22 protein-coding genes are annotated in these 26,150 nt (G+C 31.5%); 1 reads left to right on the top strand and 21 read right to left on the bottom strand.

Going from position 1 to position 26,150, the window contains the following annotated elements; all coding sequences use genetic code 11:
- Nucleotides 1–24: 24 nt before the first annotated feature.
- From glyS to LEBU_RS01820, 8 genes are all read right to left on the bottom strand, one after another.
- Nucleotides 25–2,061: a glycine--tRNA ligase subunit beta gene (gene glyS / locus LEBU_RS01855; RefSeq protein WP_012806468.1), complete on the bottom strand. Its 2,037-nt coding sequence runs from the start codon at nucleotides 2,059–2,061 to the stop codon at nucleotides 25–27.
- A gap of 56 nt (nucleotides 2,062–2,117) precedes the next feature.
- Entirely contained in the window at nucleotides 2,118–2,648 is a 531-nt protein-coding gene (locus tag LEBU_RS01850; protein ID WP_012806467.1) for a hypothetical protein, read from the bottom strand.
- Nucleotides 2,638–3,861, bottom strand: a complete 1,224-nt coding sequence (locus LEBU_RS01845; RefSeq protein WP_238974527.1) for an AAA family ATPase — start codon at nucleotides 3,859–3,861, stop codon at nucleotides 2,638–2,640. The genes LEBU_RS01850 and LEBU_RS01845 overlap by 11 nt, the downstream gene beginning before the upstream one ends.
- Before the next feature lie 103 nt (nucleotides 3,862–3,964).
- Nucleotides 3,965–4,840, bottom strand: a complete 876-nt coding sequence (gene glyQ / locus LEBU_RS01840) for a glycine--tRNA ligase subunit alpha (protein ID WP_006805766.1) — start codon at nucleotides 4,838–4,840, stop codon at nucleotides 3,965–3,967.
- Between the two features lie 403 nt (nucleotides 4,841–5,243).
- Nucleotides 5,244–5,744, bottom strand: a complete 501-nt coding sequence (gene lspA / locus LEBU_RS01835) for a signal peptidase II (RefSeq protein ID WP_275268887.1) — start codon at nucleotides 5,742–5,744, stop codon at nucleotides 5,244–5,246.
- A 74-nt stretch (nucleotides 5,745–5,818) separates the two neighbouring features.
- The gene (gene ileS / locus LEBU_RS01830) at nucleotides 5,819–8,611 is read right to left on the bottom strand and encodes an isoleucine--tRNA ligase (RefSeq protein WP_012806464.1); all 2,793 of its coding nucleotides are present in this window, start codon (nucleotides 8,609–8,611) and stop codon (nucleotides 5,819–5,821) included.
- Nucleotides 8,612–8,828: 217 nt separating this feature from the next.
- Nucleotides 8,829–10,406, bottom strand: coding sequence for an L-lactate permease (locus LEBU_RS01825; RefSeq protein ID WP_012806463.1), 1,578 nt, complete (start codon nucleotides 10,404–10,406; stop codon nucleotides 8,829–8,831).
- Between the two features lie 134 nt (nucleotides 10,407–10,540).
- Nucleotides 10,541–12,706 carry a Tex family protein gene (locus tag LEBU_RS01820; protein ID WP_012806462.1) on the bottom strand — a complete coding sequence of 722 codons (2,166 nt, stop codon included), beginning with the start codon at nucleotides 12,704–12,706 and terminating at the stop codon, nucleotides 10,541–10,543.
- Between the two features lie 339 nt (nucleotides 12,707–13,045).
- On the opposite strand from LEBU_RS01820, the gene LEBU_RS01815 reads away from it, so the two are divergent.
- Nucleotides 13,046–13,510, top strand: a complete 465-nt coding sequence (locus tag LEBU_RS01815; protein WP_012806461.1) for a hypothetical protein — start codon at nucleotides 13,046–13,048, stop codon at nucleotides 13,508–13,510.
- Nucleotides 13,511–13,596: 86 nt separating this feature from the next.
- Here the strand turns inward: LEBU_RS01815 and LEBU_RS01810 are convergent, their stop codons facing one another.
- From LEBU_RS01810 to LEBU_RS01750, 13 genes are all read right to left on the bottom strand, one after another.
- Nucleotides 13,597–14,445 carry a cysteine ABC transporter substrate-binding protein gene (locus LEBU_RS01810; protein ID WP_012806460.1) on the bottom strand — a complete coding sequence of 283 codons (849 nt, stop codon included), beginning with the start codon at nucleotides 14,443–14,445 and terminating at the stop codon, nucleotides 13,597–13,599.
- Between the two features lie 37 nt (nucleotides 14,446–14,482).
- The gene (locus LEBU_RS01805; RefSeq protein ID WP_012806459.1) at nucleotides 14,483–15,430 is read right to left on the bottom strand and encodes an ATP-grasp domain-containing protein; all 948 of its coding nucleotides are present in this window, start codon (nucleotides 15,428–15,430) and stop codon (nucleotides 14,483–14,485) included.
- A gap of 32 nt (nucleotides 15,431–15,462) precedes the next feature.
- Nucleotides 15,463–16,728, bottom strand: coding sequence for a dicarboxylate/amino acid:cation symporter (locus tag LEBU_RS01800; protein ID WP_012806458.1), 1,266 nt, complete (start codon nucleotides 16,726–16,728; stop codon nucleotides 15,463–15,465).
- Nucleotides 16,729–16,786: 58 nt separating this feature from the next.
- A complete protein-coding gene (locus LEBU_RS01795; protein WP_012806457.1) occupies nucleotides 16,787–17,569 on the bottom strand; it encodes an amino acid ABC transporter ATP-binding protein in 783 nt (260 codons plus the stop codon).
- 27 nt (nucleotides 17,570–17,596) lie between these two features.
- A complete protein-coding gene (locus LEBU_RS01790) occupies nucleotides 17,597–18,274 on the bottom strand; it encodes an amino acid ABC transporter permease (protein WP_012806456.1) in 678 nt (225 codons plus the stop codon).
- On the bottom strand, nucleotides 18,255–18,914 hold the full coding sequence (locus LEBU_RS01785; RefSeq protein ID WP_012806455.1) for an amino acid ABC transporter permease: 660 nt from the start codon (nucleotides 18,912–18,914) through the stop codon (nucleotides 18,255–18,257). The genes LEBU_RS01790 and LEBU_RS01785 overlap by 20 nt, the downstream gene beginning before the upstream one ends.
- Before the next feature lie 824 nt (nucleotides 18,915–19,738).
- The gene (locus LEBU_RS01780; RefSeq protein ID WP_012806454.1) at nucleotides 19,739–20,497 is read right to left on the bottom strand and encodes an amino acid ABC transporter ATP-binding protein; all 759 of its coding nucleotides are present in this window, start codon (nucleotides 20,495–20,497) and stop codon (nucleotides 19,739–19,741) included.
- A gap of 1 nt (nucleotide 20,498) precedes the next feature.
- Entirely contained in the window at nucleotides 20,499–21,212 is a 714-nt protein-coding gene (locus tag LEBU_RS01775; protein ID WP_012806453.1) for an amino acid ABC transporter permease, read from the bottom strand.
- 21 nt (nucleotides 21,213–21,233) lie between these two features.
- Entirely contained in the window at nucleotides 21,234–22,025 is a 792-nt protein-coding gene (locus LEBU_RS01770; protein WP_012806452.1) for a transporter substrate-binding domain-containing protein, read from the bottom strand.
- Between the two features lie 60 nt (nucleotides 22,026–22,085).
- Nucleotides 22,086–22,868, bottom strand: a complete 783-nt coding sequence (locus LEBU_RS01765; RefSeq protein WP_012806451.1) for a transporter substrate-binding domain-containing protein — start codon at nucleotides 22,866–22,868, stop codon at nucleotides 22,086–22,088.
- Between the two features lie 273 nt (nucleotides 22,869–23,141).
- On the bottom strand, nucleotides 23,142–23,423 hold the full coding sequence (locus LEBU_RS01760; RefSeq protein ID WP_012806450.1) for a cupin domain-containing protein: 282 nt from the start codon (nucleotides 23,421–23,423) through the stop codon (nucleotides 23,142–23,144).
- Between the two features lie 500 nt (nucleotides 23,424–23,923).
- A complete protein-coding gene (locus tag LEBU_RS01755; RefSeq protein WP_238974498.1) occupies nucleotides 23,924–24,964 on the bottom strand; it encodes a glycosyltransferase family 4 protein in 1,041 nt (346 codons plus the stop codon).
- Nucleotides 24,858–26,114, bottom strand: coding sequence for a glycosyltransferase family 4 protein (locus LEBU_RS01750; RefSeq protein ID WP_012806448.1), 1,257 nt, complete (start codon nucleotides 26,112–26,114; stop codon nucleotides 24,858–24,860). Before LEBU_RS01750 ends, LEBU_RS01755 begins: the two co-directional genes overlap by 107 nt.
- Nucleotides 26,115–26,150: the final 36 nt, after the last annotated feature.

The raw sequence follows: 26,150 nt of genomic DNA, 5'->3' as shown, positions 1-26,150 counted from the left end.
TCAATTTTATTTTAAAAATTAAATTTATATATTTATCATTTTATCAATTGAAAGTTCTAATTTTTTCAATAATGCTATTCTGTTAGTTCTTAGCTTTCCATTATCCACATTAATAATTACATTATCAAAAAACTGATTTATTGTATCAGCATTATTCAATAATTCTTCAATATAGTTAGAAAACTCATTATTTTCCATACTTTCCAATTTGTTTGCAAAATCAAGCAGTGCTTTTTCTTCTTTTGATTCAAATAATTCAAAGATAACATCTGTAGTTATATTTTTTTCATCTTTTACAATATTTTTTACACGTTTTAAAAGATTTATCAAAATTTCAAAGTTTTCAGTTTGTGATAATTTCAGAAGTTCAGATAATTTTTTATCAAGTTCCACAACATTGCTTTCAAGATTTATCTCATAGTTTATAAGATCTTTTTTATATTTTTCAGAAAGTACGTTAATTATTCTTTGCTTAAAAAACTCTGTTACATCCTTCACAACATCTTTTTCTAGCACTTTTTTATCAGCCGAAAAAATTTCATAAGCCTTTTCAATTAATTTTTTGTAGTTAAAAGATAATTTTGAATTTAATACAACTTGGATAATTCCTTGTGTCGCACGTCTTAATGCGTAAGGGTCTTTAGAGCTTGTCGGTTTTAATCCAACTGAAAAACATCCGATTATTGTATCCATTTTGTCAGCTATTCCAGCAATGGCACCTTCCACAGTTGTAGGTAGTTCATCTCCTTGATAACGAGGCAAGTAATGTTCAAAAATTCCAAGCGCCACATCTTTATCTTCTCCCTGCTTTTCAGCATAAACTGAACCCATAAACCCTTGTAATTTTGTAAATTCCTTTTCTCCAATTACATTTGAAACAAGATCGGCTTTTGCCAAATCTACTGTTCTTATAATATTTTCCTTCTTATCAGTCAAATTTAACTCTGAAATCAGATATTCAGCGATTTTCTCACTTCTTTTAACTTTTTCAAAAATTGTTCCCATATCCTTTTGGAAAGTAACTTCCTTCAGTTTTTCCACATTATCTGCAAATTTATTTTTCAAATCCTCGTCAAAGAAGAATTTCGCATCAGCAAGCCTTGGCTCTACAACCTTTTCATTCCCTTTTTTCACAGTTTCCGAATATTCAGGTGCATTTCTTATAACAATAAATTTATTTGATAATTTACCGTCCTTATCTTTTACTGGAAAATATCTTTGGTGAGTTTCCAATGTAATCGTGATAATATCTTCAGGAAGCTCTAAATAATCCTTGCTAAATTCACCTTTTATTGCATAAGGATATTCTACTACATTAACTACTTCATCCAATAAATATTTATTGATTATCGCAGTATCTCCATCATTTTCCCCATTTTCCCTTATGCTTTTCAAAATTTCTTCTCTTCTTTTTTCACCATCTACGATAACAAAATTTTCAAGCAATATTTTTTCATAGTCAAGCGGATTATTAATCTCAATGTCCTGAGAAGCAAAATATCTCATTCCACGAGTCTTATTCCCGCCTTTTAGCCCTTCAAACTCAAAAGGTAAAATTTCTCCATTATCAAACAAAGTTACAAACCATTTAATCGGTCTTACAAATCTAAATGTTCTGTCCGCCCATTTCATTGACTTTTCAAACTCTATTTTCTTTATCGCATTTTTCAATATTTCAGGCAAAATTTCCCTAGTATTTTTTCCTGCAATAAATTTTTCAATCGAAATATATTTCCCTTTTTCATTTTCAATAATCTTTATATCATCAGCTGTAGCACCTTGAGACTTTACAAATCCTTCTCCAGCTTTCGTAAGTTGCCCATCCTTATAAGCAATCTCAACCGAAGGCCCTACGCTTTTTTTATCTAAATCATCCTGTTTTTCAGCCAAATCCTTTATAATCGCAGTAACCCTTCTAGGCGTACTAAACGATTCAATCCCTGAAAACTTGATTCTTTCAGCCTTTAATTCATTTTCTATTATTTTTTTCAGATCTTTTTCCGCCTTATCCACATATTGTGCAGGCAATTCTTCCAATCCTATTTCAAAAAGAAAATTCATAGTTGCTCTCCTTTACAAATTTACATTTTTTTTAACTATTTTTCTAAACAATATTTTTAATTTTCCATCTTTTTTACAAATTTTTCCTCAAATTCTTCTTTTGAGTAAGTGTGTACATTTTTGAAGCAATAATCTTTAAAATTTCTTAGCCCAGCTCTCAGCCTTTCCTCAATTTTTACAGTTTTTAACAAGTTATCTAACAATTTTTTATCATTTCTTTCAGAATTTGAAAAATTAGCAACTAAAATATAATCCAATTCTTTTCTAGTATCTTTCAACGTTTTATCAAAAATATCACAAAATATAAGTACACTGTCATATATCTTCTTATGAAGTTCAAATTCTTTAATATTTTTCATTTCTCCGTTTTTAAATTCAATAAAAACATAATTTTTACCTTTGATAAACAAAGCATCATTTGATTTAACACCTAATCCATTAAATTCGATCTTCCCTATATATTTATCTTTTAAACAATCAAAATCAATTACCTGCAAATCAGAATTCGTCATATAATTATTGCTATCATCCTTTGAAGTTTTCTTCAAAGTTGACTTACATTCTATTCTCAAATCACTAATCTTCATACAATTCTTCCTCATTCATCAAATTTTCAAAAGAAATAGCTAACTTATAAAACAAATCATCTGTTTTGCTAGTCTTGTCAACTAAAATTGCTTGTTCTCCATCCAATTCACTCATATAATATTTACATTTGTCTGATATTTCATACTTTTTTGAATAAACTTGGATAGCTTTGAGAAAGTAAGGACTATGTGTTGTAAGTAAAATATGCATTCCAAATTCTTTTTGTAACAACACAATTAATTCTGCAAATTTTATTTGCCACTCAGGATGTAAATGAATTTCAGGTTCATCTAGAATTATTGTTCCATTTTCTTTCAAAGAATTATTCTGAATCAGTAACTTTATAATAGTGAATACTTTTAAACCCATTGATAAATTTTTTACATTTATTTTTTCATAACCGTTTTTTTCCTCATAAAAAAAACTTCGCCCATTTTTCTTTCTTGTAAATTTCCCTTGAATAATATCATTTAATTTATCATTTATCTTTTCCCACCTATCTTCAGCTAGCAACTCATTAATTACACTTTCTTTTTCCACATTTAATAAATTTTCTATCAGTTGTCCTCTATGAGAAAATTTAATTTTTTCCATTGAAATTTCCTCTAATTCATCTACAATATGTGGATCATCTATATAAAAAACTTCTGTATTTACATATATATCTTCTCTTAAATCTTTAATTTTATTATCTTCAATTACAATTTTTAAGGATTTATCTTTTATTATTAACTCCATTTCTGCTTCTGCTTCTGAATAAATATTATTTATTTGATTATTAAATTCTTTTAACAATCTCTTTAAAATTGCAATTTCTCCAATTCTATCATTTGTTATTCGCAAAATTTTCACTATTTCATCTATTTTATAATTTGAAGCATTTACATCAGAGTAAATAATCTTATTCAATGTATTTATTAAATAATATTTTAATTCTGTATCATCTTTTATATTTTCAAAAGTATTTACTATTTTTTTTGATACTTTTTTTATATTTTCTTTTTCTTTCTCTTCATTATAAAAAGGATCTAAGTATCCCATATTATCTTGATACATAGAATCTAAAAAACTATTAAATATTACTTTTTCAATACTTTCTTGTTTCTCTATAGCTATTTGTTCATTAATTTTATAAAAACTGCTGAATATACTCCACAAAACTTTACCAACGGTACTTTTTCCTGTATTATTCTCTCCCGCAATAACAGTTATCCCATTTATCTCAACATCAGCTTCCTTTAATCTTCCAACATTCTTTATTGATAATTTTATTCCACAGTCCTCCTTTCAAAAGAAGAATCCCCCTCTTTTATGTCTAATTATTTTTATTCAACAATGGGAATCCCAATCTCTCCCTTGCCTCCACAAATTTCTCTGCACATTTCTTAGCCAAATCCCTGATTCTTAAAATGTAGGACATTCTTTCTGTTGTACTGATTGCTCCTCTTGCGTCAAGGTTATTGAATGTGTGTGAACATTTTAGAACGTATTCGTAGGCGGGGAATACTAAGTCGTTGTTTAGACAGTTTTGGGCTTCTTTTTCGTACATATCAAAAAGTTGGAAGTGCATTGGAACGTCTGCTACTTCAAAGCTGTATTTTGATAATTCGTATTCAAACTGGAATCTTCTTTCTCCGTATTTTACGCCTTTTGTCCATTCTAAATCTTTTACATCGTCCTTATTTTGCAAATAAAGTGCTATTCTTTCAAGTCCGTAAGTTATTTCAGATGGAACAATGTCAACTTCCAGTCCTCCAACTTGCTGGAAGTATGTAAACTGTGTAATTTCCATTCCATCCAGCCAAACTTCCCATCCTAATCCCCACGCTCCAAGTGTAGGACTTTCCCAGTTATCTTCCACAAATCTTATATCGTGTTCCTTAGGATTAATTCCTAATGCAACTAAGCTTTCTAAGTAAAGTTCCTGGATATTTTCTGGTGATGGTTTCATAATTACCTGAAACTGATGATGTTGGTACACTCTGTTGGGATTTTCACCGTATCTTCCATCTTTTGGACGACGTGATGGCTCAACATAGGCAACATTCCAAGGCTCAGGACCTAACGACATTAAAAAAGTATCTGGATTAAAAGTTCCCGCACCTGTTTCAATATCATACGGATTTGATATTATACACCCTTTATCTCCCCAGAACTTTTGAAGAGTTAATATAATTTCCTGAAAAGTCATTTATCTCTATCCTTTCTTTCTCTATTTTTCTATCTAAAATATCTTTACTAAATAAAATCTATGAATAACATAACAACTTTATATTCATCAAATTTATTAAATATTTTTCTTTTTCATATTTAATTAAATTATCTTGTGTAACTAAACTAAAACTGTCGTGATTTTTTTGGAATGAAATTGACTGTCTGAGCTTTTTCAAAACTTTTAAATCATAATCAATTTAAGAGTTGATAATAATCTTTATTAAAAAGCGAGTTTCAATTTCATTTCAAAAAAATGCTTAGACAAGCCGGGTTTGCAAAGGGGATGGCGACTGTTCCCCTTTGCTTCATAAAAAAGAAAAAACATATAATTACATAAAAAAGTATTGTTAATCAATAAAGTTTAATTTAGATATTCGTAACTACTTTTTACTATTTTTAAAATATTTTCTCGTCAAATAATCAATTACAATAATATAAATACCAATATGTACATACATATCTGCCACATTGAATACGAAAGCCCAGATTCCTCGAAAATCTATCATGTCAATTACGTATCCACGAAGAATTCTGTCAATCATATTTCCTGTGGCTCCAGCGGCAATTACTACTACTCCTATTTTTGTCCATTTGCTGTAATTCTTAAAGTTTTTGTACTCTACAGCGATTACGTATATAATTAGAACTGCACTTGCTATTGTAAATAAATTGATTTTTCCTTGCAATAGACCGAAAACTCCGCCGTGATTTTCAACATATGTCAAGTGAAAAAATTTATCTATTATTGGTATAGAAAAACCTTGTACTCCACCTGATACGTTGTACATTAACTGCTTTGTAATCTGATCTAATGCAGCTAAAACCAAAATAATAATTATATAAGGCATTCTTTTCTCCTCACATTTTTTATTAACACATATTTGTAAAAAACAAACTAAATAAGTTATTTTTAATTTAGCTGTATTTAGTCCTATTTTACAAAATAAATTTTACGTTACATTTCTTCCAAAACGCCTGCACATCTTGGACATACATCTGGATGATTGTGATTGTGTCCAACTTCCTCATCGTATTTCCAGCATCTTTCACATTTTTCTCCAGACGCTTTTTCCACAGCGATGTTAATTCCTTCGATTTCGCTTTCTGCTAAATTATCATTTACAAATTTAACTTGAGATACGATAAACAAGTCAGAAACTTCATTTTCTGTGTAATCTTTTATAAATGAATATTCATCATTGGCAATGTTTAAAATAACTCTTGCATCAAGAGAATGTCCTATTAATCCATTTTGTCTTTCTGCTTCCAGCTTTTTGTTCACTTCTCTTCTTAATCGTGCGATTTTATCCCATTTTTGTGCTAATTCTTCATTCAAATATTCAGGTCTTGCTTCAATCCATTTTGATAAATGTACACTTTCTTCTTCTTTTAACGTTTCTGGTATTCTTTCCCAGATTTCATCAGCCGTAAACGACAATACTGGGGCAATTATTCTTACTAGCACTTTCAGAACTTCTGTCAATACAGTCTGTGTGCTTCTTCTTTCAATTGAAGTTGTCCCTTCGCAGTAAAGTCTGTCTTTTACTATGTCCAGATAGAATGAAGACATTTCCATTGAGCAGAAATATGTAATTTCCTGAAATAGACTGTAAAATTCGTATTTATCGTAAAATTCTGTCGTTTTAGCCTTCAATTCTTCCAGTTTGTGCATTGCCCACTTGTCAATTTCAAACATATCATTGTAGTCAACTTTATCATTTGCATAATCAAAATCATTTAAGTTACCCATCAAAAATCTGGCTGTATTTCTGATTCTTCTATAAGCGTCAGACATTTGCTGTAAAATATTTTCTGAAATTCTAACATCTTCTCTATAATCTACTGAAGATACCCACAATCTTAAAATATCTGCTCCGTATTTTTCTGTAATATCTTTTGGAAGTATTGTGTTTCCAAGTGATTTAGACATTTTTCTTCCTTGACCGTCCATTGTGAATCCGTGAGTTAGGATTCTCTTGTAAGGTGCATCTTTTGTACTTGCGATTGATGTCAATAATGAAGACTGGAACCAACCTCTATGCTGATCACTTCCTTCAAGGTACAAGTCTGCTGGTCTTGGTAAATTTCTTGGCACTAACACACTTCTATGGGAAACTCCTGAATCAAACCAGACGTCCATTATACTTCTTTCTTTTCTAATATCCACATCTTTCAAGTTATATTTTTCCAAAAGTTCATCTCCGATAATTTCTTTGGCTTCATATTTCCACCAAATGTCAGTTCCTTCTTTTTTTACCATTTCAATTACTCTGTCCATAATTTCTGGCTCATAAATAACTTCATCAGTCGCTCTGTTGTAGAACAATGGTATTGGTACTCCCCATACTCTTTGTCTTGAAATAGTCCAGTCAGGACGAGTTTCTAACATTGAACCAATTCTATTTTTACCCCAAGATGGTACAAATTCCACATCATCTAATGCTTTTATCGCATTTTCCCTAATATCGCTTTCATCAACGCTAATGAACCATTGCTCAGTCGCTCTGAAAATTACAGGTTTTTTACTTCTCCAGTCATGCGGATACGAGTGAACAAACTTACTGTGATGCAATAAATGTCCGCTTTCTGTCAAGTCCTGCACAATTACATTGCTAGCTTTTGCATAAAACATTCCTTCGTATTTTCCAGCTTCCTTTGTCATATGCCCTCTGTCGTCAACTGGCGACAATACTCCAAGTTCATATTTTCGTGAATAATTGTAATCGTCCGCCCCGTGTCCAGGTGCCGAATGTACCGCTCCAGTCCCTGCATCAACCGTAACATAATCTCCAAGCATTACTAGCCCTTCTCTATCCAAGAACGGATGTCTATAATGAGTTTTCTCAAGTTCAGTACCTTTAAATTCCTTCAATAATTCATAAGAAATTCCAAGTGTCTTAAATACAGTTTCAGCCAATTCTTTTGCAACTACAATATTGCCTTTTTCTGTTTTGTATAATCCATAGTCAAATTCAGGATGTAAAAATACTCCCAAGTTTGCAGGCAATGTCCAAGGTGTTGTTGTCCAAATAAGAATACTTGCCTCTTCCACTCCTAATTTATCCAATAAATCCTGAGTTCCTTCAAATTTCACATAAATTGAATGAGATTCTACATCCTTGTACTCAATTTCCGCTTCAGCCAGTGCTGTTTCAGTCGTAGGCGACCAGTAAACAGGTTTTAGCCCTTTGTAAACATAACCATTTTCGTAAATTTCCTTGAATACTTTTAACTGTTCTGCTTCGTATTCAGGTCTTAAAGTGATATAAGGATTATCCCAGTTTCCTAAAATTCCAAGCCTTTTGAATCCTTCTTTTTGTTTTTCTACCCATTTCAAAGCATATTTTTTACATTCTTGCCTAATTTGCAAGGGAGTCATATTTTTTGCCTTTTCTCCAAGTTCTTCCATTATTTTCCATTCGATAGGAAGACCATGCGTATCCCATCCTGGAATATATGGTGCGTTATAACCTCTTAATCTTTTATATTTTAAAATAATATCCTTCAATATTTTATTTAACGCATGCCCGATGTGAATATCTCCATTTGCATACGGAGGTCCATCGTGCAGTACAAAAAATGGTGCCCCTTCATTCAATGATTTTTCATAAATTTCAGCTTTTTTCCAGTCCCTTAACGTTAAAGGTTCTTTTTGAGCCAGATTAGCTTTCATTTTAAAGCTCGTCTTTGGTAAATTTAGCGTTTTTGCATAATCTACCTTGTCTTCCACATTATTATTTTCCGACATTTTTCCTCCCATTTTTTTCTTTTAAATTATTCTCTTTATTTATGTTTTTTATTATATCACAATTTTATACATTTTAAAATAACTCAGCTTTATATATTATTTTTTTCTTAGTTATTGTCCTTAAATATACAAATAAGGAGATACCAAATTTTTAGTATTCTCCTTTTTCTTTAATTATTATATCTAAATTTTTAAATTTTATTCAAATTTTTAGTTACTAATGTATCATTCCTGCTCCAACAAATGTCAAAACACCTAAAACAAGTCCATACAGTACAGAATATTTAATAGTTTTTCCTAAAAGTTCTCCGTCTTTTCCATTTAATGCTGCAGAAACTGATGTTACAATTGCGATATTTTGCGGTGAAATCATTTTACCACCTGTTGCTCCAGCGGTATTGGCAGCAATTAACAATGATTGCAGTGCTGGATTTTGTGATAATCCTTTCGCTACTCCTACTTGAATTCCACCAAATAACAAGTTAGATGATAAATCACTTCCTGTAACAAATGTTCCAATTGTACCTAAGAATGGTGCAATGAATGGGAATCCTGATCCAGTCAATGTTTTAAGACCACTAGCAATACTTGCTGTCATTCCGCTGTGTTTCATAACTACTGAAAGTGCTACAATTCCCATGATTACTAACATTTTATCTAATTTATGATAAATTGTATGACCTAGTACTTCAACCATGTCTTTTACTTTTACTTTTTGAATAAATCCTGCAATAACTGTTGCTACAAATAAAGGTGCGGCTGGTGCCAAAATCCATTTAAACGCAACTCCAGCATCTTTTGCACTTTTTGCATCTCTAAACCAAGTTGCCCAATGTCCAAATGAAAAATCAATTGTTGAAATTGTATGCTCGTGTAAAGGCTCATTTATAACTTTAACAACTGGACTTGTTCCTACGATTAAAACTACCATTAAAATATATGGAAGCCAAGCTAAAATTGCATCTTTAGTAGAAACTGCCACAGTTTCAAATCCTTCTTCCGCCTTAACAAACATTTTTGTCGCAACAATCATTAAAATCATTGCTATTAAACTTGAAATAATTGTAGGAAGTTCAGCCCCAGTTGCCATAGCTATTAACGGCTGTACCATATATCCAATAATTGATGCAATAATTACTGGTAAAATTCCTTTTCCAAAAGCTGGATTTTTTCCGCCATCTATTTCTTTATTTGCAAAAACTACTAAAATAAAAGGAATAACACAAGTTAATAGTAACAATAACAATGATGTAAATAATGCTGTCTGTTGAGCATTTAATCCAAAGTTTGAAATCATTGTTGTAACAGGAAGCCCTACTGTTCCAAATGCTGTCGGTGTCGAATTTGCAAGTAAACAAATCATCGCCGCTGTCATAGGAGAAAATCCTAAAGAAATCATAATTGCCGCTGGAATTGCAACCGCTGTCCCATATCCTGCAATACCTTCTATAAATCCACCAAATCCCCAGGCAAGTATTAAAGCTTGTGCACGTCTATCTGATGTAATATTTCCTAACATCGTTTTGATAATTTCAATTTTACCATTTTTTACTGATAAATCATAAGCAAAAATCGCCGCTATTATTACAAATCCAATTGGCATCCAAGCCACTGCGAATCCTTCAAAAAGTGAAGCAATAATCCCTTGAACTGGAATTCGCCAGCTTGACATGACAAAGTTCAAAATAATCGCTACAATCAAGCTCGCATAAGTACTAAACAACGCAGATTTTTTTAAAACTGCTAACAAAATTAAAAACAAAATTATTGGTATTAAACCCACTAAAAATTCCATTTTCCTAACCTTCTTTCTATAATTTATTAAAATAATTAACATCTTATACTATATATTATCAAATTTTTTACAAAAGTACAAACGTTTTTCTATATTTTTATTCTTATTTTGTTAATTTTTATATTTCTTTAATGTTAAATTCCTTTTCTAGTAAGTCCCACTCTTCCTCTTTCCTTATCCAGCGACAATATTTTAACTTTTATAATTTGTCCCACAGAAAGTTCCTTTGTAGCGTCTGAAACAAATTTTTCTGCTATTTCAGAAATATGAATTAAAGCATCATTTTTTAGTCCTATGTCAACAAATGCCCCAAATTTTGCCACATTTCTCACAGTCCCTTCCAGAACCATTCCTTCTGTCAAGTCATCCATATTTAAAATATCCGAACGTAAAAGCGGTTTTTCAAATTCATCACGAGGATCACGTCTATCTTTTAACAGCGCCTCATACACATCCTTTGCAGTTTCCCTTCCAAAATCATTTTCCTTAATAATTTTTTCCAAGTCTATTTTCTGCAATTTTTGCCTTACAGCATCCAAGTCAGCCTTTAAATCCTCAACTTTACAGCCAGCTTCCTTTAAGATGATTTCTGCAACGTGATATGACTCTGGATGAATAATCGTGTTATCAAGCGGATTTTCACTGTCAGGCACAACCACAAATCCTGCCATCTGCTCAAACGCCTTATCTCCCAGTCCTTTTACTTTTTTAAGCTGTTTTCTGTCCTTAAAATCACCATTTTCATGTCTATAATCCACAAGATTTTTTGCTACATTCTTCTTGATTCCAGAAACAAAACTTAATAATGCCCATGAAGCTGTATTAATATTGACTCCTACGTTATTTACCACGTGTTCAATTGTCTGTTCCAGAGTTTCATTTAACTTTTTCTGGTTTACATCGTGCTGATACATTCCCACTCCAATTGATTTTGGATCAATTTTTACAAGTTCTGCCATCGGATCCTGAATTCTTCTAGCAATGGAAATAGCTCCCCTAGCTGTAACATCTAAATCAGGAAATTCTTCGATTGCCAGTTTTGAAGCCGAATAAATTGACGCTCCAGCCTCATTTACAATCAAATATGAAACTTTTTTCTTCATTTCCTTTATCAAATCTGCAACAAAAGCCTCCGTTTCTCTCGAAGCTGTCCCATTCCCAATTGCAATAATATCCACATCATATTTTGCAACATAATCCAGTATTTTTTTCTTCGCAGTCGCAAGCTGTCTTTCGTTATGCACTCCATCTACAAGGAAAAGTACGTCATTTGTTTCATAAAATCCGTCTTTATTAATAATAACCATCTTGCAGCCCGTTCTGTATCCTGGATCCAGTCCCATAAGCGTTTTTTTGGCTAAAGGCGGTTGTAATAGCAGTTTTTCTAAATTTTCAGAAAAAATATTAATTGCTTCTTCTTCCGCTTTTTCTGTATAAATATTTCTCACTTCATTTTTTATAGACGGATAAGCCAATCTATCCAGTGAGTCCTTTATAACTCCCCTAAAAAATTCAGTTAAATTCTTATTTTCAAAAGTATTCAAAATAAAGTTTATTATGGTTTCTTCGTTTTTTTCATCAATGTCAATATCAACTTTCAGGATTTTTTCCTTTTCCCCACGATTTAAAGCAAGAATCCTATTTGAAGCACTTCTCCCAATCTGCTCCGAATATTCATAATAATCCTGATAAACTCCTTTTTCATCATTTTCCTTATTTTTCTCAATAACTTTGGAAGTCAGAATTCCAAATTTTGCAATTTTATCTCTTAAAAACTCCCTGATTTTAATATTTTCTGAAATATCCTGAGCAATAATTAAGTGAACTCCTTCAATTGCAGCCTTAACATCCGCCACTTCTTCCGTAACATATTTCTCAGCTTCTTTTTCTAGCTGCTCCATCGTAGTTCCTTTGGCTAATGCAAACTCTGAAAGAGGCTCCAATCCTTGTTCTTTTGCAATATCCGCTTTCGTTTTTTTCTTTTTCTTATAAGGCAAGTATAAATCTTCCACTTCCTGCAATTTCATCGCATTAACAATACTTTTCTGCAATTCCTCCGTCAGTTTCCCCTGCTCCTCAATCAGCCTTATAACTTCCTCTTTTCTCTTTTCCAAATTCCTGTAATACGTAATTTTCTCAATTACATCCCGAATTTGTTCCTCATCCAGATTCCCTGTAACTTCTTTTCTATACCTAGCAATAAACGGCACAGTCGCCCCTTCATCAAAAAGTTTTATCGTATTTTCCACTTGTGGAACTTTAAAATTCAGTTCTTTTGCCACACTACCTACAATATCCAATGTTTTTCCTCCATTTAAAAATTTAATTTTTTTATTTAATTTTCTCAAAGTTATTTTAGCACAATTTATAAAAAATGACCAGTTGAATAATTTTATCGTTTGCAATATAATGAATGTGTAAAAAAACAGGATAAATCTGTGTAAATAAAAAAAGCGAAAAAAGTACTCTGTTCTTTATTGAATGGAGTATTTTTTATGTTATAACACTTTTGGGTTAGCTATCAAAAAATTTCAAAAAAATATATTGACTTACGGTAAATTATATTATATAATTATTTTAATCAAAGAACAGTATAAAAAAATCATTATTTTGAAATCAACTAAAAAGGAGAATTTGTCATGAAAAAGAAATTATGTATGCTAATGACAGTATTAGCAATAAGTGCTGTATCTTATGCAAAAGGAAGTACAGCTGCCGAAACTAACACTCAAAATGTTCAACAAGACCAGGAATTTCCAGGTGGATTAGCAAAAGGGATAGATCAAAAATTTACAACGGATGGAAAATTGCATGCTGAAAAATTTTTGAACAAGACATTTAGTTATCCAGATACGTCAGATAGTTTCAAAATTCAGAAAGATAGTAAAGGATACTTTATAACACAATATATTGATGCGTCACCTGAACACGATGGTTCTGGTCCAATAAAAGAAGAAAAAATAAGATTAAAACTAGAAAAGAACGTATTTCTTAAAGAAATAGCTGATGACGCGGATTATGCCTATGCTTACGATACAAAACTTAAAAAAGTAGTAATTATAAATCCATATAACAACTATAAAATAATGTTTGTAGTCGATTAAAATATTAGAAATTTGAATCATAAAAATTGTTTATATGGTAAAACTGCCTCAATATTCTGAAGCAGTTTTTTTATTACTTACTTAGTTTATTTATTTTCAATAATTACTGTTTTAGGATCAACTTTATTTCCGTAAACAGGCTCAAGAGTCGCTTTATATGCTTTTTCAAAGAAGCCTTCCTTAGTAAGAGCATCTATTTCAGTATTTAGCCAGTCTAACAGTTCCTTATTCCCTTTTCTTACAGCTGGAGCAATATAATCCTGTTCCCCTAGCTGTTTAATATCCACAACAAATCCTGGATTTTCTGTTGCCCATGCGAATACTAGAGTATTATCGTGTGCAAGTGCAGCTCCTCTTTTATCTAACAATGCGTTAAATGTTTCTGTGTTTTGATCATACTTCAATAATTCTATATCTGGATAATTCTTAGTAAAGTAAATTTCAGCTGTTGTTCCTTTGTTAACTATTAATTTTTTACCTTTCAGCTCCTTCACATCTTTTATTGGAGCACCTTCTGGTGAAACAATCCCTAGTGATACCTTCATATAAGGTTTTGCAAAATCAACTTTTTGTTTTCTTTCGTCTGTTACTGTAAAGTTTGCTAGAATAATGTCAACTTTATTTGATAATAAATATTCTACTCTGTTTGCAGCTTCTAATGTGACAAATTCTATTTTGTTTTCGTCGCCTAATAAATCTTTAGCAAGTCTTTTTGCCAAATAAATATCATACCCTTGATTTTTCCCATTTTCATCAACAAATCCGAATGGCGGCTTATCTCCGAATACTCCTATCCTAATTTTCCCTGCTTTTTTTATTGCTTCAATTGAACCAGGTTCAGCACTTCCCTTTCCACCTTTTCCACAGCTTATCGCAAATACTCCTAAAACTAAGATTGCAATAATTTTTACAAGCCTTTCAAAATTCTTTTTCATAATTACCTCCAAGTTTATTTAATGTTTTTGTTATTTCTTATCCTAATTTTTTCAATTCATCTTTTAAATATTTAGCTAGTTCCAACATAGCATATTTCCCAGCTATTTTTTCAGCATCGGCGTTGTAGTTAGTATTTGTATTTATGTCATAAACAAAAACTTCGTTGTTTTCATTTATGATAAACTCTATTGCAGCCACATCTATGTGGTTTTCTTTCAAAAATTTCTCATATTCTTCAATTTGATTTTCTGGCAATCTTTCGATAATTCTAAATTTTGATTTTTCCGCTGCTTCTTCTCCTACAGGACAGAATTTATCATTTATCTGGCACGAATCTGCTGGACATAGTTCAAATCCATCGCTTGAGTCAACTTTTACGGCATAAAGATATTTTCCACCTATAAATTCAGCTCTTATGATATGTCCATCCACAGGCTTCACATATTCCTGAATCAAACTTATTCCATCAACAGAATCTTCAAAATCATTTCCATTTACATAATTGTCAAGTTCTTCATAACTTCTTATAAGCCTTACCCCAAGCCCTTTTCCAGCTCTGTTGTGCTTTATGATAAAAGGATATGTGTCAAGTTCCTTTGCGGCATTTAAAATTTGATCTTTTCCCACAGCTCCCAATGTTTTTGGAGTATTTATCCCTGCCTTTTGCAGTAAGATGTATTGTTTCAGCTTGCTTACTTCAAGATTTATAGCAGATGTCCCATTAATTACACGGACTGCTTCTGTTCCTTTGTTTTCCAGCCATGTTAAGACTTGCTCCGTTAATTCTGGTGCATATCTGTGCCCTCTTGTATGTGAAGAAGCACTCATTCTATTATAATACACGCCTTTTTCAGGCTCTTTCCCTATATTTAATATTCCTTCTGACAAATCCAGTTCTTCATAAGGAACTGACAATTCCTCCAGCCTTGCAGTCAGATGTCTTGTCCAATCCATATTTTCATGAATTATATATACTTTTGACATATTTTCATCCTTTCTATTTTTATTTTTTAAGTTTATTCAACTACAGCCGCATTTTCTCGAAGTCCAGCATACACTTCCTCTGTTTCCACAACTTCATATTCTGCAGTTTTTTCAATAATCGCAGGAACAAGCGTGTTTCCAACTACATTTACCGCTGTACGTCCAGCATTTGCCAAAAAGTCAACTGATACAATCAGGGCAATGCCTTCTGCAGGTAAATTAAGCTGTGCCGCAGTTGCAAGCAGTACAACCAATGCTCCAGACGGAACTGCTGCAATTCCCTTTGTAATTATTGTCAAAAACAATATTAACGGTATTAATTGCCCCCATGTAAGCGGAGTTGAGTACAAGTTTGTTATAAATGTTACTGATAAACTTATATATATGCAGGCTCCAATAAGATTAAATGAATATCCAAGTGGTGTAGCAAAAGCTGAAACTGATTCAGATATTCCATTTTCTTCACTACGTTCAAGAAGTGTCGGTAAAACTACTGCAGAACCTCCTGTTGTAAAGGCTATCAGTACCAAATCCTTAATATTTGATAATAATTTTAAATAAGGAACTTTGAATATGTATGCAATAATCGGAAATACAACTAATAGAGCTGCCAAGTATCCAACATAAAGAAGCAGTACAAACTGTCCTAGCAAGTACAAATCTCCAAGCCCAGTTTTCGCCACATTGCTTGCAATCAGTCCAAACACTCCCACAGGTGCAAATGCAATGGCATAATCTACAATCTTATACATAGCCTTTATCCAAGATTCAAAGAATGCTATCACAGGTTTATTGTCATCTCCAACAGCAATTAAGGCAATTCCCAAAAATACTGCAAAAAATATAACTGGTAAAAGATTTCCGTCTGCAAATGCTGTAAATACATTTTTAGGTACAATTGATGTTAAGAAATCGCTCAAATTAATGTTAGAAGCAACATCTTTAATAGCTTCTGTAGAAATGCTTCCAGCTTTTATATTTGCATCGATTCCTGTCACTTTCCCTAAAATAAGGCTAAGCGTGATTACTAACGTTGTAATTGAGAAAAAGTGTAAAAATGTCTTAAATGCAAGATTTCCAAACTTTTTAGTATTTTTCATTGTAACTATTGATAAAACAACTAGCGGGAATACAAGTGGCACAATAACCATCTGAACTAAACTTGTAAACAGCACTCCCAGTATTTTTAACTCTTTAGCAAATGATGGAAATAACTGCCCAACCAAAATCCCTAATAACGCACCAATCAATATCTGTGCCAATAAATTCAATTTTCTAAATCCTAATAATTTTTTCATACTTTCATTCTCCCTTCAACAATTAGCATTCACTAAATTGTTTTACTAAATTTTTTATTTATATCAACAAAGCTGATTCCATCTTATCTTTCTTTTCAAAATTAAATATATTTAAGAATTTCTTAGCCCTTTCAGTTTTTGGATTTCTAAAAAATTCCAGCGGATAATTTGTTTCAACGATTTCTCCAGAATCCATAAAGACTATTCTATCTGCAACTGCTTTAGCAAATTCCATTTCATGAGTAACGATTATCATTGTCATTCCTTCCTTTGCCAGTTCCAGCATTACATCCAGTACTTCCCTTACCATTTCAGGATCAAGTGCCGCTGTAACTTCGTCAAACAGCATTATTTCTGGATTCATACATAGCGATCTTATAATTGCTATTCTTTGTTTTTGTCCTCCCGACAGTTCTCTTGGATATGAGTTCTTTTTATCCAGAAGCCCTACTCTTTCAAGTAATTTTTCTGCTTGCTCTGTAACTTCCTTTTTATCCCTTTTCTGTACTTTAAGCGGTCCTAACAGAAGATTTTGCATAACTGTCATGTGGTCAAATAATTCGTAACTTTGAAACACCATTCCTATTCTCTGACGTATTAAGTGCCATTTTGTCTTATCTTTATTGATAACATTTCCTTGTAATTTTATTTCTCCAGACTGAATTTCTTCAAGTCCGTTTACACATCTTAAAAGTGTACTTTTCCCACATCCAGAAGGCCCCAGTATTACTACAACTTCGCTTTTATTTACTGAAAGTGAAACTCCTTTTAATGCGAGTACGCCTTTTTTGTATTCTTTTTTTATATCAGAAAGTTCCAATAAAACTTCCGAATCTGCCATTTTGCTTACCTCCGTTTCCTTTATTTTTTAAACAGCCCATTTTTTCTCCATTTTTTTTGATAATAATGTAATTGGATAACAAATTATGAAATATAGAAAAAATATGAACAGATACACCCAGAATGGTGCCATCGGATTTTTCCTGCTTGAAAATTCTATAATTTGCCGTCCTATTTTTAGAACTTCTGCAACTTCTATAAAAATCGCAAGTGAAGTTGTCTTAATCATTCTTGTTATAAGGTTTACCGCTGCAGGTGCAATTCTTCTTACTGCCTGCGGAAGCAGCACATATCTATAAACCTGAATTGTATCAAGCCCCAAAGCCTTTGCACTTTCTCCTTGAATTTTTGGAAGAGAAATAATAGCTCCCCTCACAATATCCATCATTTCAGCCGTTCCCCATATCACAAATACTATTATTGTCGTAGTTTCTGAATCAATATGCAAATCAAAGCCTTTTGCAACTCCAAAATAGATTATGAACAGCCACACAAGCAAGGGAATGATTCTCATACTTTCCAGATAAAATTTCAATACTCCATAAATAATTTTATTTTTTGAAGTCATAACTATTCCTAGAATTAATCCAAGCAATATTGAAAATACTATGGAAACAAGAGCAATTTGTCCTGTTACAACAAGTCCACCCATAAGCCTTTGCAAATTGACTCCTTTAAAAATAACATCAATTCCCGACAGTTGCATATCTTATTCTCCTTTCAATTACTGTTAAAATAAACGAAACCGGTAAAATAATAATCAAATATGCTGCAACAAGCATAAACAGACTTTCATTCGTTTTATAATAAAGCCCTATCAAATCCCGTGTCAGATACATCAGTTCCATTAAAGCCAAAATCCCTATTACTGAAGTTTCTTTCAAAAGAAATATTATATTTGCCGCTATCGCTGGAAACGAAACCGTAAATGCCTGTGGCAATATTACGTTAGTTATAAGCTGTGATTCTGTAAGTCCAATGCTTAACCCAGATTCCCGCTGCCCTTTTGTAACCGACTCCAATCCGCTCCGAAATGCCTCGCACATGTAACTTCCGCCTAGGAAAGATAATCCAAGCACAGCACAGATATACGAATTAAATGTAATCCCAATTTTTGGAAGCCCAAAATACAGAAAGAACAGCTGTATCACAAGTGGCGTATTTCTCGAAAGTTCAATATAAATTTCTACAACCTGCTTTATCACAGGAACTTTATAATATAAAATCAATGCACATATTATTCCAATTAATATTGAAAATATTATTCCCATAATTCCAATAGATACAGTTAATTTCATTGCTTCTAAATATTTAGGAATATTCTCTATTATAAAATTAAAGTCCATTTTTGTCTTTCCTTTCTAAGAATGTTATTATATATTCTATTTTTTTACTCCTTATATTTGTATGTGAAAATATTATACTATAAAAAATTTTATTTGTAAAGAATTATTTTTGTATATACATATATTTTTTATTTAAAAAACTATAAAAAATTTTTTTTAAATTTAAAATATAATATTTGAAAACAATAGTTTTATAGGGTATAATTTATTTATGACATAACTCAGTGAAGAAACTAAGAGCATAGTTGCTGAGGTTATAGCGGAAAATGAGTTGAATTATTCGGGATACTGAATATGTAGGCTTTTGATAAAGTGGCGACATTAATCAACGAGTGTATACATTCACAAGATTAAGTTATAAGCATATTTGTAATGATAGAAGATTAAAGCACTTTAATTGGATTAGGCAGATTCAATAGACGTTCCTGTGGAAAATAACCTTAAAAGACTTGAGGGTGATAGCTCAAGAAACTATAAGGAATAATCAAAATCTGTTAGGTGGTTGATGTGAACTGAATAAGTCACTATAATTGATTGTTAAAGTTACAACTGCAAAAATCCACCAGATTAAATTATGAATACCAAATTCTGAATGCTTTGTTGTTGTTATTGGTGAAATTCCAGTATATCTTAACTATCATTTGATAGAGTTTAAGAAGTATAAAGGTAGCTCCTTTATGCTCAGACTTAGGCTGATATTAGCTAAATAAATCAGTTATTACAAATGTAGAGCGAAAGCTCATGTCCATTATTTTATACATGTGAAAAAAAAACCTCCAAATATTTTTATTTAGAGGCTTTTTTTATGATTTTTTTTTACTTTGCTATATTGAGTAAATATCTGTTTCACTCTCAGAATACCTTTTCAAAAAATTTTGTAACCTCTGATTTTGAGAATTGACAAAAATTTCTTCTGGCTTACCTTCTGCTATAATTGTTCCACCATCAACAAATACTATATAATCTGAAACCTCCCTTGCAAACTGCATTTCATGGGTAACAATTATCATTGTCATATTTTCTTTTACCATATCCTTTATAACTTTCAGAACTTCTCCTATAAGTTCAGGATCAAGTGCCGAAGTTGGCTCATCAAGCAAAATTACATCTGGACTCATTGCAACCGCTCTTGCGATTCCTACTCTTTGCTGCTGCCCTCCAGAAAGCTGATTTGGATAAAATTCGGCTTTATCTTTTAATCCCACTTTTTCGAGCATTTTCAATCCGATTTCTGTTGCTTCGTTCCTATTCATTTTTTTTACAATTAAAAGCCCTTCAATTACATTTTCCAGAGCAGTTTTGTTTTTGAATAAATTATAATTCTGAAAAACCATTGTCGTATTTTTTCTAAGTCTGTTTATATCTTTTTTATTTATTTTGCTCAAGTCAAAAGTTTCGTTTCCAAAAGTTATTGTTCCTGATGAAGCTGTTTCAAGAAAATTAAGGCTTCGTAAAAATGTTGATTTTCCAGATCCACTCGGTCCTATGATGCTTATTACCTGTCCTCTTTCTATTTTAAAGTTTATTCCTTTCAAAACTTCGTTTTTTCCAAAAGACAATTTTAGATTTTCAACCTTTATCATTCTACAGTCCACCTACTCTCAATTTCTTTTCCACAATTCCCATGACTTTTTCCACAATTATACAAACAACCCAGTAAATTCCAGCAACAACAATATATGCCTCAAAAATATCCAGCCCCGAAGCTGATATTATTTTTGCTTTTCCCATCATTTCCACAATTGAAACTGTAAAAGCGAGCGAGGAATCCTTTATCAGACTTATAAAAGTATTTCCAAAATTAGGAAAAGTTATTATAATCGCCTGTGGAAGTACAATTCTTCTCATTGCCTGCCATTTTGTCATTCCAATAGACAATGCAGCTTCAACTTGCCCTTTATCCACCGACTGAATTGCTGCCCTAAATGTTTCCGACAGATAACCTGATACATTTAAAATAAATGCTACGTAAACAAAGATAATAGCAGGAATATTATTCACATCTATATTAAACCCATACTTTAAATGTATATAATCCAATATTTTAGGCAATCCATAATAGGCAAGGTAAATTTGAACTAAAAGAGGTGTCCCTCTTATAAAGGACACATAAATTGTAGCAAGCCTTGTCAGCACAGGAATTTTATTTATTCTCACAAGTGCGATAAAAAAACTAAGTATCAGCGAAAATATCATCGTAACAATCGCAATATTCAAAGTCATTGGCAATGCTTTCAGTATTTCTGGAATCGCTCTTACCATAAATCCCCAGTTTAAAAAAGGTACATTATTATTCATTACTTTTCTCCTGTTTATAAATTATTTCGTATAATCTCCACCAAACCATTTTTCTGATATTTTGGCAAGCGTTCCATCAGCTTTCATTTCAGCTAGTGCTTTATTTATTTTATTTTTCAATTCTTCGCTATCTTTTCTAAATGTGAAGTATACAGGTGTTTTTGTTACAGGCTCTCCCACGATTTCTACAAGATTTCCTCTTTGCTTTGTGAAATATCCTACTGTCAATCTGTCATTTAAAGTAGCATCTGCCTTTCCTTGTGCAATTTCTTCTAGTGCAATTGAAACATTTCCATCAAAATAAGCATAATTTATTTCCTTATTTTTGTCAAAATCAGTCAAAGTCTTGTTATAATTACTTCCTACTCCTGTCATAACCCTTTTACCTTTTAAGTCCTCAAGTGTCTTAATATCAGTTCTTCCTTTTTTAACAATAATTTGAGCAGCTGATACTAAATAATCATCAGAAAAAGTATATTTTTTCTCTCTTTCAGGATTTTTAGCAATCTCATTTGCAATAAAGTCAAATTTTTTCGATTCCAGCCCTAAAAACATACTATCCCAAGGTGTAGGCACAAACTCTATATCTAAATTTGCTCTTTTCCCAATTTCTTCAACAACTTCCACATCATACCCAGTTAATTTCCCACTTCCATCAGTAAACGTAAATGGTGCATAAACTCCTTCTGTTCCAACTTTCACTTTTTGTTTTCCTTCACTACTCCCACTTTTACTATTTTCTTGTTTCCCTCCACAACTGATAAGAAATAGTCCTATCAATAAAATCCCTGTTATTTTCAAAATATTTTTCATGATTTTCCTCCCAAAATTTTTATATTTTTTATTTATATTATAGTAAAACTAATCTTTTAACTATTTCGTATAATCTCCGCCAAACCATTTTTCTGATATTTTAGCAAGTGTTCCGTCAGCCCTCATTTCAGCAAGTGCTTTGTTCACTTCATTTCTTAATTCTTCGCTATCTTTTCTAAACAGGAAAAATGTCGGTGTTGTACTCAAAGGCTCCCCTACTAGCTGAACTTTATCCCCTTGCTGTTTTTTATAGTAACTTACCACAAGTCTGTCGCTCAATGTTGCATCCGCTTTTCCTTGTGCTATTTCTACCAATGTCAAAGTAATCCCACCGTCAAAATAATTAAGATCTATCTTTTTAGAAGCTGTTTTATTATACTCCTCAACAGTTTTTGAATAATTGCTTCCAACTGCTGAAATTACTCTTTTACCTTCCAGATCCTTTAAAGTCTTTATATTATTCTCTCCCTCTTTTACAATAATCTGAGCAGCTGAAACTAAATATTTATCAGAAAAAATATATTTTTCTTCTCTTTCCTTAGTTTTTTCAATCTCATTGGCAATAATATCATATCTTTTTGATTCCAGCCCCAAAAATATGCTATCCCAAGGAACAGTTGTAAATTCAATATCTGCATTTATCCTTTTTCCAACTTCCTGAATAACCTCAACATCATATCCTGTCAATTTCCCGCTACTTTCATCCTTAAACGAAAATGGTGCATAAACTCCATCTGTCCCTACTTTTATAACCCTTTTTTTCCTAGCATTTGCTTTATTTCCACAAGATACTGCTAAAATGAGTAATAACAAGACTCCTAGCAATAATTTAATTTTTTTCATTCCAAGACCTCCAAAAATAAATATTTTTTAAAGAAAAAAGCCGAATAAGATTATTCGACTTTCTAGCATGTAATCTCATTTTTTCAATTTATTTACTTTAAAATGAGCTTACATATAAAATTTTTTCAATTAATTCTAAAATAAACTCTACAAATTCATACATATTATTATATTAAAATGCATTTTTTTATTATATAGTAAAATATTCATAGTTATTAATCTTTTAATTTGTATATGAAAATATTATACTATATTTTTTTAATTTTGTAAAGATTATTTTTTTATAAGTGTTTCGTTAAATTCAGTATACTCCAATGCAGTACCTTTAACAAGATTCTTCCCATCAAAACCAATGATATCACCAGGCACTAAAGTATGTATTTCATCATCATTCAAATGTATTTCCAATTTTCCTTTCAGAACTGAAATTACGACATCTTCTCCTTCATGATTATGCAAAGGAATTTTTTCTCCTGAATCTAAAATTTCCTTCACCACTTTATAATTATCCCCACTAAAAGCTAATCCACCTTGATTTTTTACTATTCCAGCCATTTCAATCATCTCCTCTATATTTTAAATTAACTAATATCTTTTAGCTATACAAATATTATACTCCTATTCAAATATTTTGTAAAGCAAAATTTTTTTAAAAGTCACAATGATTATAAAATTTTTCTTATATAATACTAATTTCTCATTAGAAAATAGTGTAATTTATTAAACATTCACTATTTAATGAAAATATACTTGAACCCGTTTAAAATTGAACTGATAGAAATTATATAATTTAGGGTTTGAGTAAAATAGTCATAATTTTTGAGTTCTGTTTTAAACTAGTTTTACTATAGTATTAGCTATTGAACAATCCTATTATAAAAATTTATTACTATTTTTAAAAGAGAATTAGTATTAAATAGAGAATCACATAAAAAACAAATTGAGATAAAGGCTAATAGATGTAAATTGAAATACCCAAAATAAAAAAGAAAACCATTTTTATTTATTCTAGCGGTTTTCTCTTTTGAATTTATTGATTTTTTACGAAAAGTTATTTATTTTTTTTGATTTAATATATACTCATAATATTCCTTATATTTTTTTCCTATATTTAATAAATCTCTTTCTGCAGCAATATTATATGCTGTTTCTGTAATTTCATCCAAATTTTCCACATTGTTTTCCACGATATTTCTAATTTTTTCACAAAATTCTTCATTAGTCCTAGCTTTAAAACACGTTTTCCCATCTTCCAGCCAGTCTTCATACACTGGAATATCTCTCACTACAAGCGGCAATTTCGCTGAAAGTGCCTCTAGCACCACAATTCCTTCATTTTCCTCATAAGTCATAAAAAGAAAGGCTTTGGCGGCACTAAATGCTCCAATTAAAATATCTTTGTCCACATATCCTGGAAAAATAAGATTTTTAGGTGGATTTTCAATGATTTTTTGAATTTTTTCAGGCAGCATTGATTTCACGCTTGATGAACCGAACCAGAGAAACTGGTAGTCGCTACATTTTTCAGTTACTTTTACAAAATCCTTTATGCCTTTTCTCTCAAAAGGCAGTCCAGCCGTTATAATTAATGGTTTACTTATATCATACACTGATTTATATTCATTCAAAAATTTTTCCTTTAAAATTTCATTTTTATTAAATTTATTTATATTTACACCATTGGAAATTACTCTGATTTCCTTTTCTTTTTCCAAATATTTTGATTTTATAAGATTTTTTGTGTACTCTGATGGAGAAATTAAATAATCTGCCTCATTGTACAATTTTTTTGTCCAAAATTTTATAATTGGCGACAAAACGTAGCTTCCTTTTATACTTCCACGAAAATCTTCATAAGTTGTATGTGTATGGTAAATTACAGGCTTTCCTTTTTTCTTTGCCTGTTTTAACACTTCATAAGATTTTAGTGCAACAGTATTTATATGTGCTAAATCGTAATCATCTTCAGGATCCTGCGTAACTTCAATATTATTTGCTCCAAGGGCTTCTACCTGATGATTTAATGCTTGTCCAACGCCGGATTTGCTGAAGGAACTTTTCCCCTCTGAATATAGTAAAACTTTCACGACTATCATACTCCTCTATTGTTTTTTTATAAACTGCTTCCACTCGTTCCCCAAATTTTTGTGCCGTATAATCTTGCGAAGCAGCAAAAGCATTTTTGATAATTTTTTCTCTAAATTCCTTGTCTTCCTTTAAAAGCATTATAGAATCAATAAATTCTTTTTCAGTCTTATAAACAAGCCCTGCCTCATTTTTCACAAGTAAGTCTTCCAAATTTAAGTCATATCTTGCTACGACAGGAACTTTAGCTGCCATAGCTTCAACAAATGTAAGCCCTTGTGTTTCCGATATGCTCGCATTCAAAAATACATCTCCCATTTGATAATAAGCAGCAACTTTATCGTGCGGCACTTCTCCAGTAAAAATAACCCTGTCTAAAATTCCTAGTTTTCCAGCTTGTGCCTTCAAATCGTCCAAAATTCTTCCACGTCCGACAATCATAAATTTAAAGTTCTTATCTTTTATTTTAGAAAACATATCAATTAACATATCAATACTTTTTTCTTCAGCAATCCGTCCAATGTAGACACAAAGAAAATCATTTTTTTCTATCCCAAAACTTTCTCTCATAAATTCCAAATCTTCATCCGAATAATTTCCACGATAAAACTTATCCAGCTCCAATCCAGTCGGAATAATATTCATTGTCTGGTCAACTCCGTAAGAATACAAAATATCCTCAACTTTACGTGTTGGCACAATCAATGCATTACATTTTTCACAATAAAACTTACTAATCGCCGCCGCAATTTTTTTACCAGCCGAAACAAATCTCGAACCAAAAATATAATGCGTATAGTACTCGTATAACGTATGATAAGTATGAACAAGCGGTATTTCCAAATTGATTGCCGCAAATCTCGAAAATGTCCCTACTCCCCATTCTGTTTGAGAATGAATAATGTCCAATTCTAATTTTTTTATTTTTTTTATTATTCTTGAAGAATAAACCATTCCCAGCCTATACTGTGGTAATGGTTTAAATTCCATACTTGGAAGTCTAAGAACATTTGGCTCTACTTTTGGTGCATCAGGATCAGTTGTAGTAATAATGTACACTTTATGTCCTAATTTCCTAAGTTCCTTCTCAAGAGTCATAATCGAACTTACAACTCCGTTAACCTGTGGTCTGTATGTATCTGTAAATATTCCGATTCTCATTGATATTTCTCCTTTTGAAATTATTTATCAGTAAAA

Origin of the sequence: Leptotrichia buccalis C-1013-b, assembly GCF_000023905.1 — a bacterium.
Lineage (GTDB): Bacteria > Fusobacteriota > Fusobacteriia > Fusobacteriales > Leptotrichiaceae > Leptotrichia > Leptotrichia buccalis.
Note: the sequence above shows the minus strand (reverse complement) of the source record. Positions and strands in the feature narration are given on the sequence as shown.

Bases quoted from the DNA above. Each gene is read 5' to 3' on its own strand.
- LEBU_RS01795 (WP_012806457.1), bottom strand. From the start codon at position 17,569: ATGGCAGATTCGGAAGTTTTATTGGAACTTTCTGATATAAAAAAAGAA.
- glyQ (WP_006805766.1), bottom strand. From the start codon at position 4,840: ATGACTTTTCAGGAAATTATATTAACTCTTCAAAAGTTCTGGGGAGAT.
- LEBU_RS01825 (WP_012806463.1), bottom strand. From the start codon at position 10,406: ATGGAATTTTTAGTGGGTTTAATACCAATAATTTTGTTTTTAATTTTG.
- LEBU_RS01750 (WP_012806448.1), bottom strand. From the start codon at position 26,114: ATGAGAATCGGAATATTTACAGATACATACAGACCACAGGTTAACGGA.
- LEBU_RS01755 (WP_238974498.1), bottom strand. From the start codon at position 24,964: ATGATAGTCGTGAAAGTTTTACTATATTCAGAGGGGAAAAGTTCCTTC.
- LEBU_RS01760 (WP_012806450.1), bottom strand. From the start codon at position 23,423: ATGGCTGGAATAGTAAAAAATCAAGGTGGATTAGCTTTTAGTGGGGAT.
- LEBU_RS01850 (WP_012806467.1), bottom strand. From the start codon at position 2,648: ATGAAGATTAGTGATTTGAGAATAGAATGTAAGTCAACTTTGAAGAAA.
- LEBU_RS01765 (WP_012806451.1), bottom strand. From the start codon at position 22,868: ATGAAAAAAATTAAATTATTGCTAGGAGTCTTGTTATTACTCATTTTA.
- LEBU_RS01775 (WP_012806453.1), bottom strand. From the start codon at position 21,212: ATGAATAATAATGTACCTTTTTTAAACTGGGGATTTATGGTAAGAGCG.
- LEBU_RS01805 (WP_012806459.1), bottom strand. From the start codon at position 15,430: ATGTCAAAAGTATATATAATTCATGAAAATATGGATTGGACAAGACAT.
- LEBU_RS01785 (WP_012806455.1), bottom strand. From the start codon at position 18,914: ATGGACTTTAATTTTATAATAGAGAATATTCCTAAATATTTAGAAGCA.
- LEBU_RS01770 (WP_012806452.1), bottom strand. From the start codon at position 22,025: ATGAAAAATATTTTGAAAATAACAGGGATTTTATTGATAGGACTATTT.
- LEBU_RS01810 (WP_012806460.1), bottom strand. From the start codon at position 14,445: ATGAAAAAGAATTTTGAAAGGCTTGTAAAAATTATTGCAATCTTAGTT.
- LEBU_RS01780 (WP_012806454.1), bottom strand. From the start codon at position 20,497: ATGATAAAGGTTGAAAATCTAAAATTGTCTTTTGGAAAAAACGAAGTT.
- LEBU_RS01800 (WP_012806458.1), bottom strand. From the start codon at position 16,728: ATGAAAAAATTATTAGGATTTAGAAAATTGAATTTATTGGCACAGATA.
- LEBU_RS01790 (WP_012806456.1), bottom strand. From the start codon at position 18,274: ATGCAACTGTCGGGAATTGATGTTATTTTTAAAGGAGTCAATTTGCAA.
- glyS (WP_012806468.1), bottom strand. From the start codon at position 2,061: ATGAATTTTCTTTTTGAAATAGGATTGGAAGAATTGCCTGCACAATAT.
- ileS (WP_012806464.1), bottom strand. From the start codon at position 8,611: ATGTCGGAAAATAATAATGTGGAAGACAAGGTAGATTATGCAAAAACG.
- LEBU_RS01815 (WP_012806461.1), top strand. From the start codon at position 13,046: ATGAAAAAGAAATTATGTATGCTAATGACAGTATTAGCAATAAGTGCT.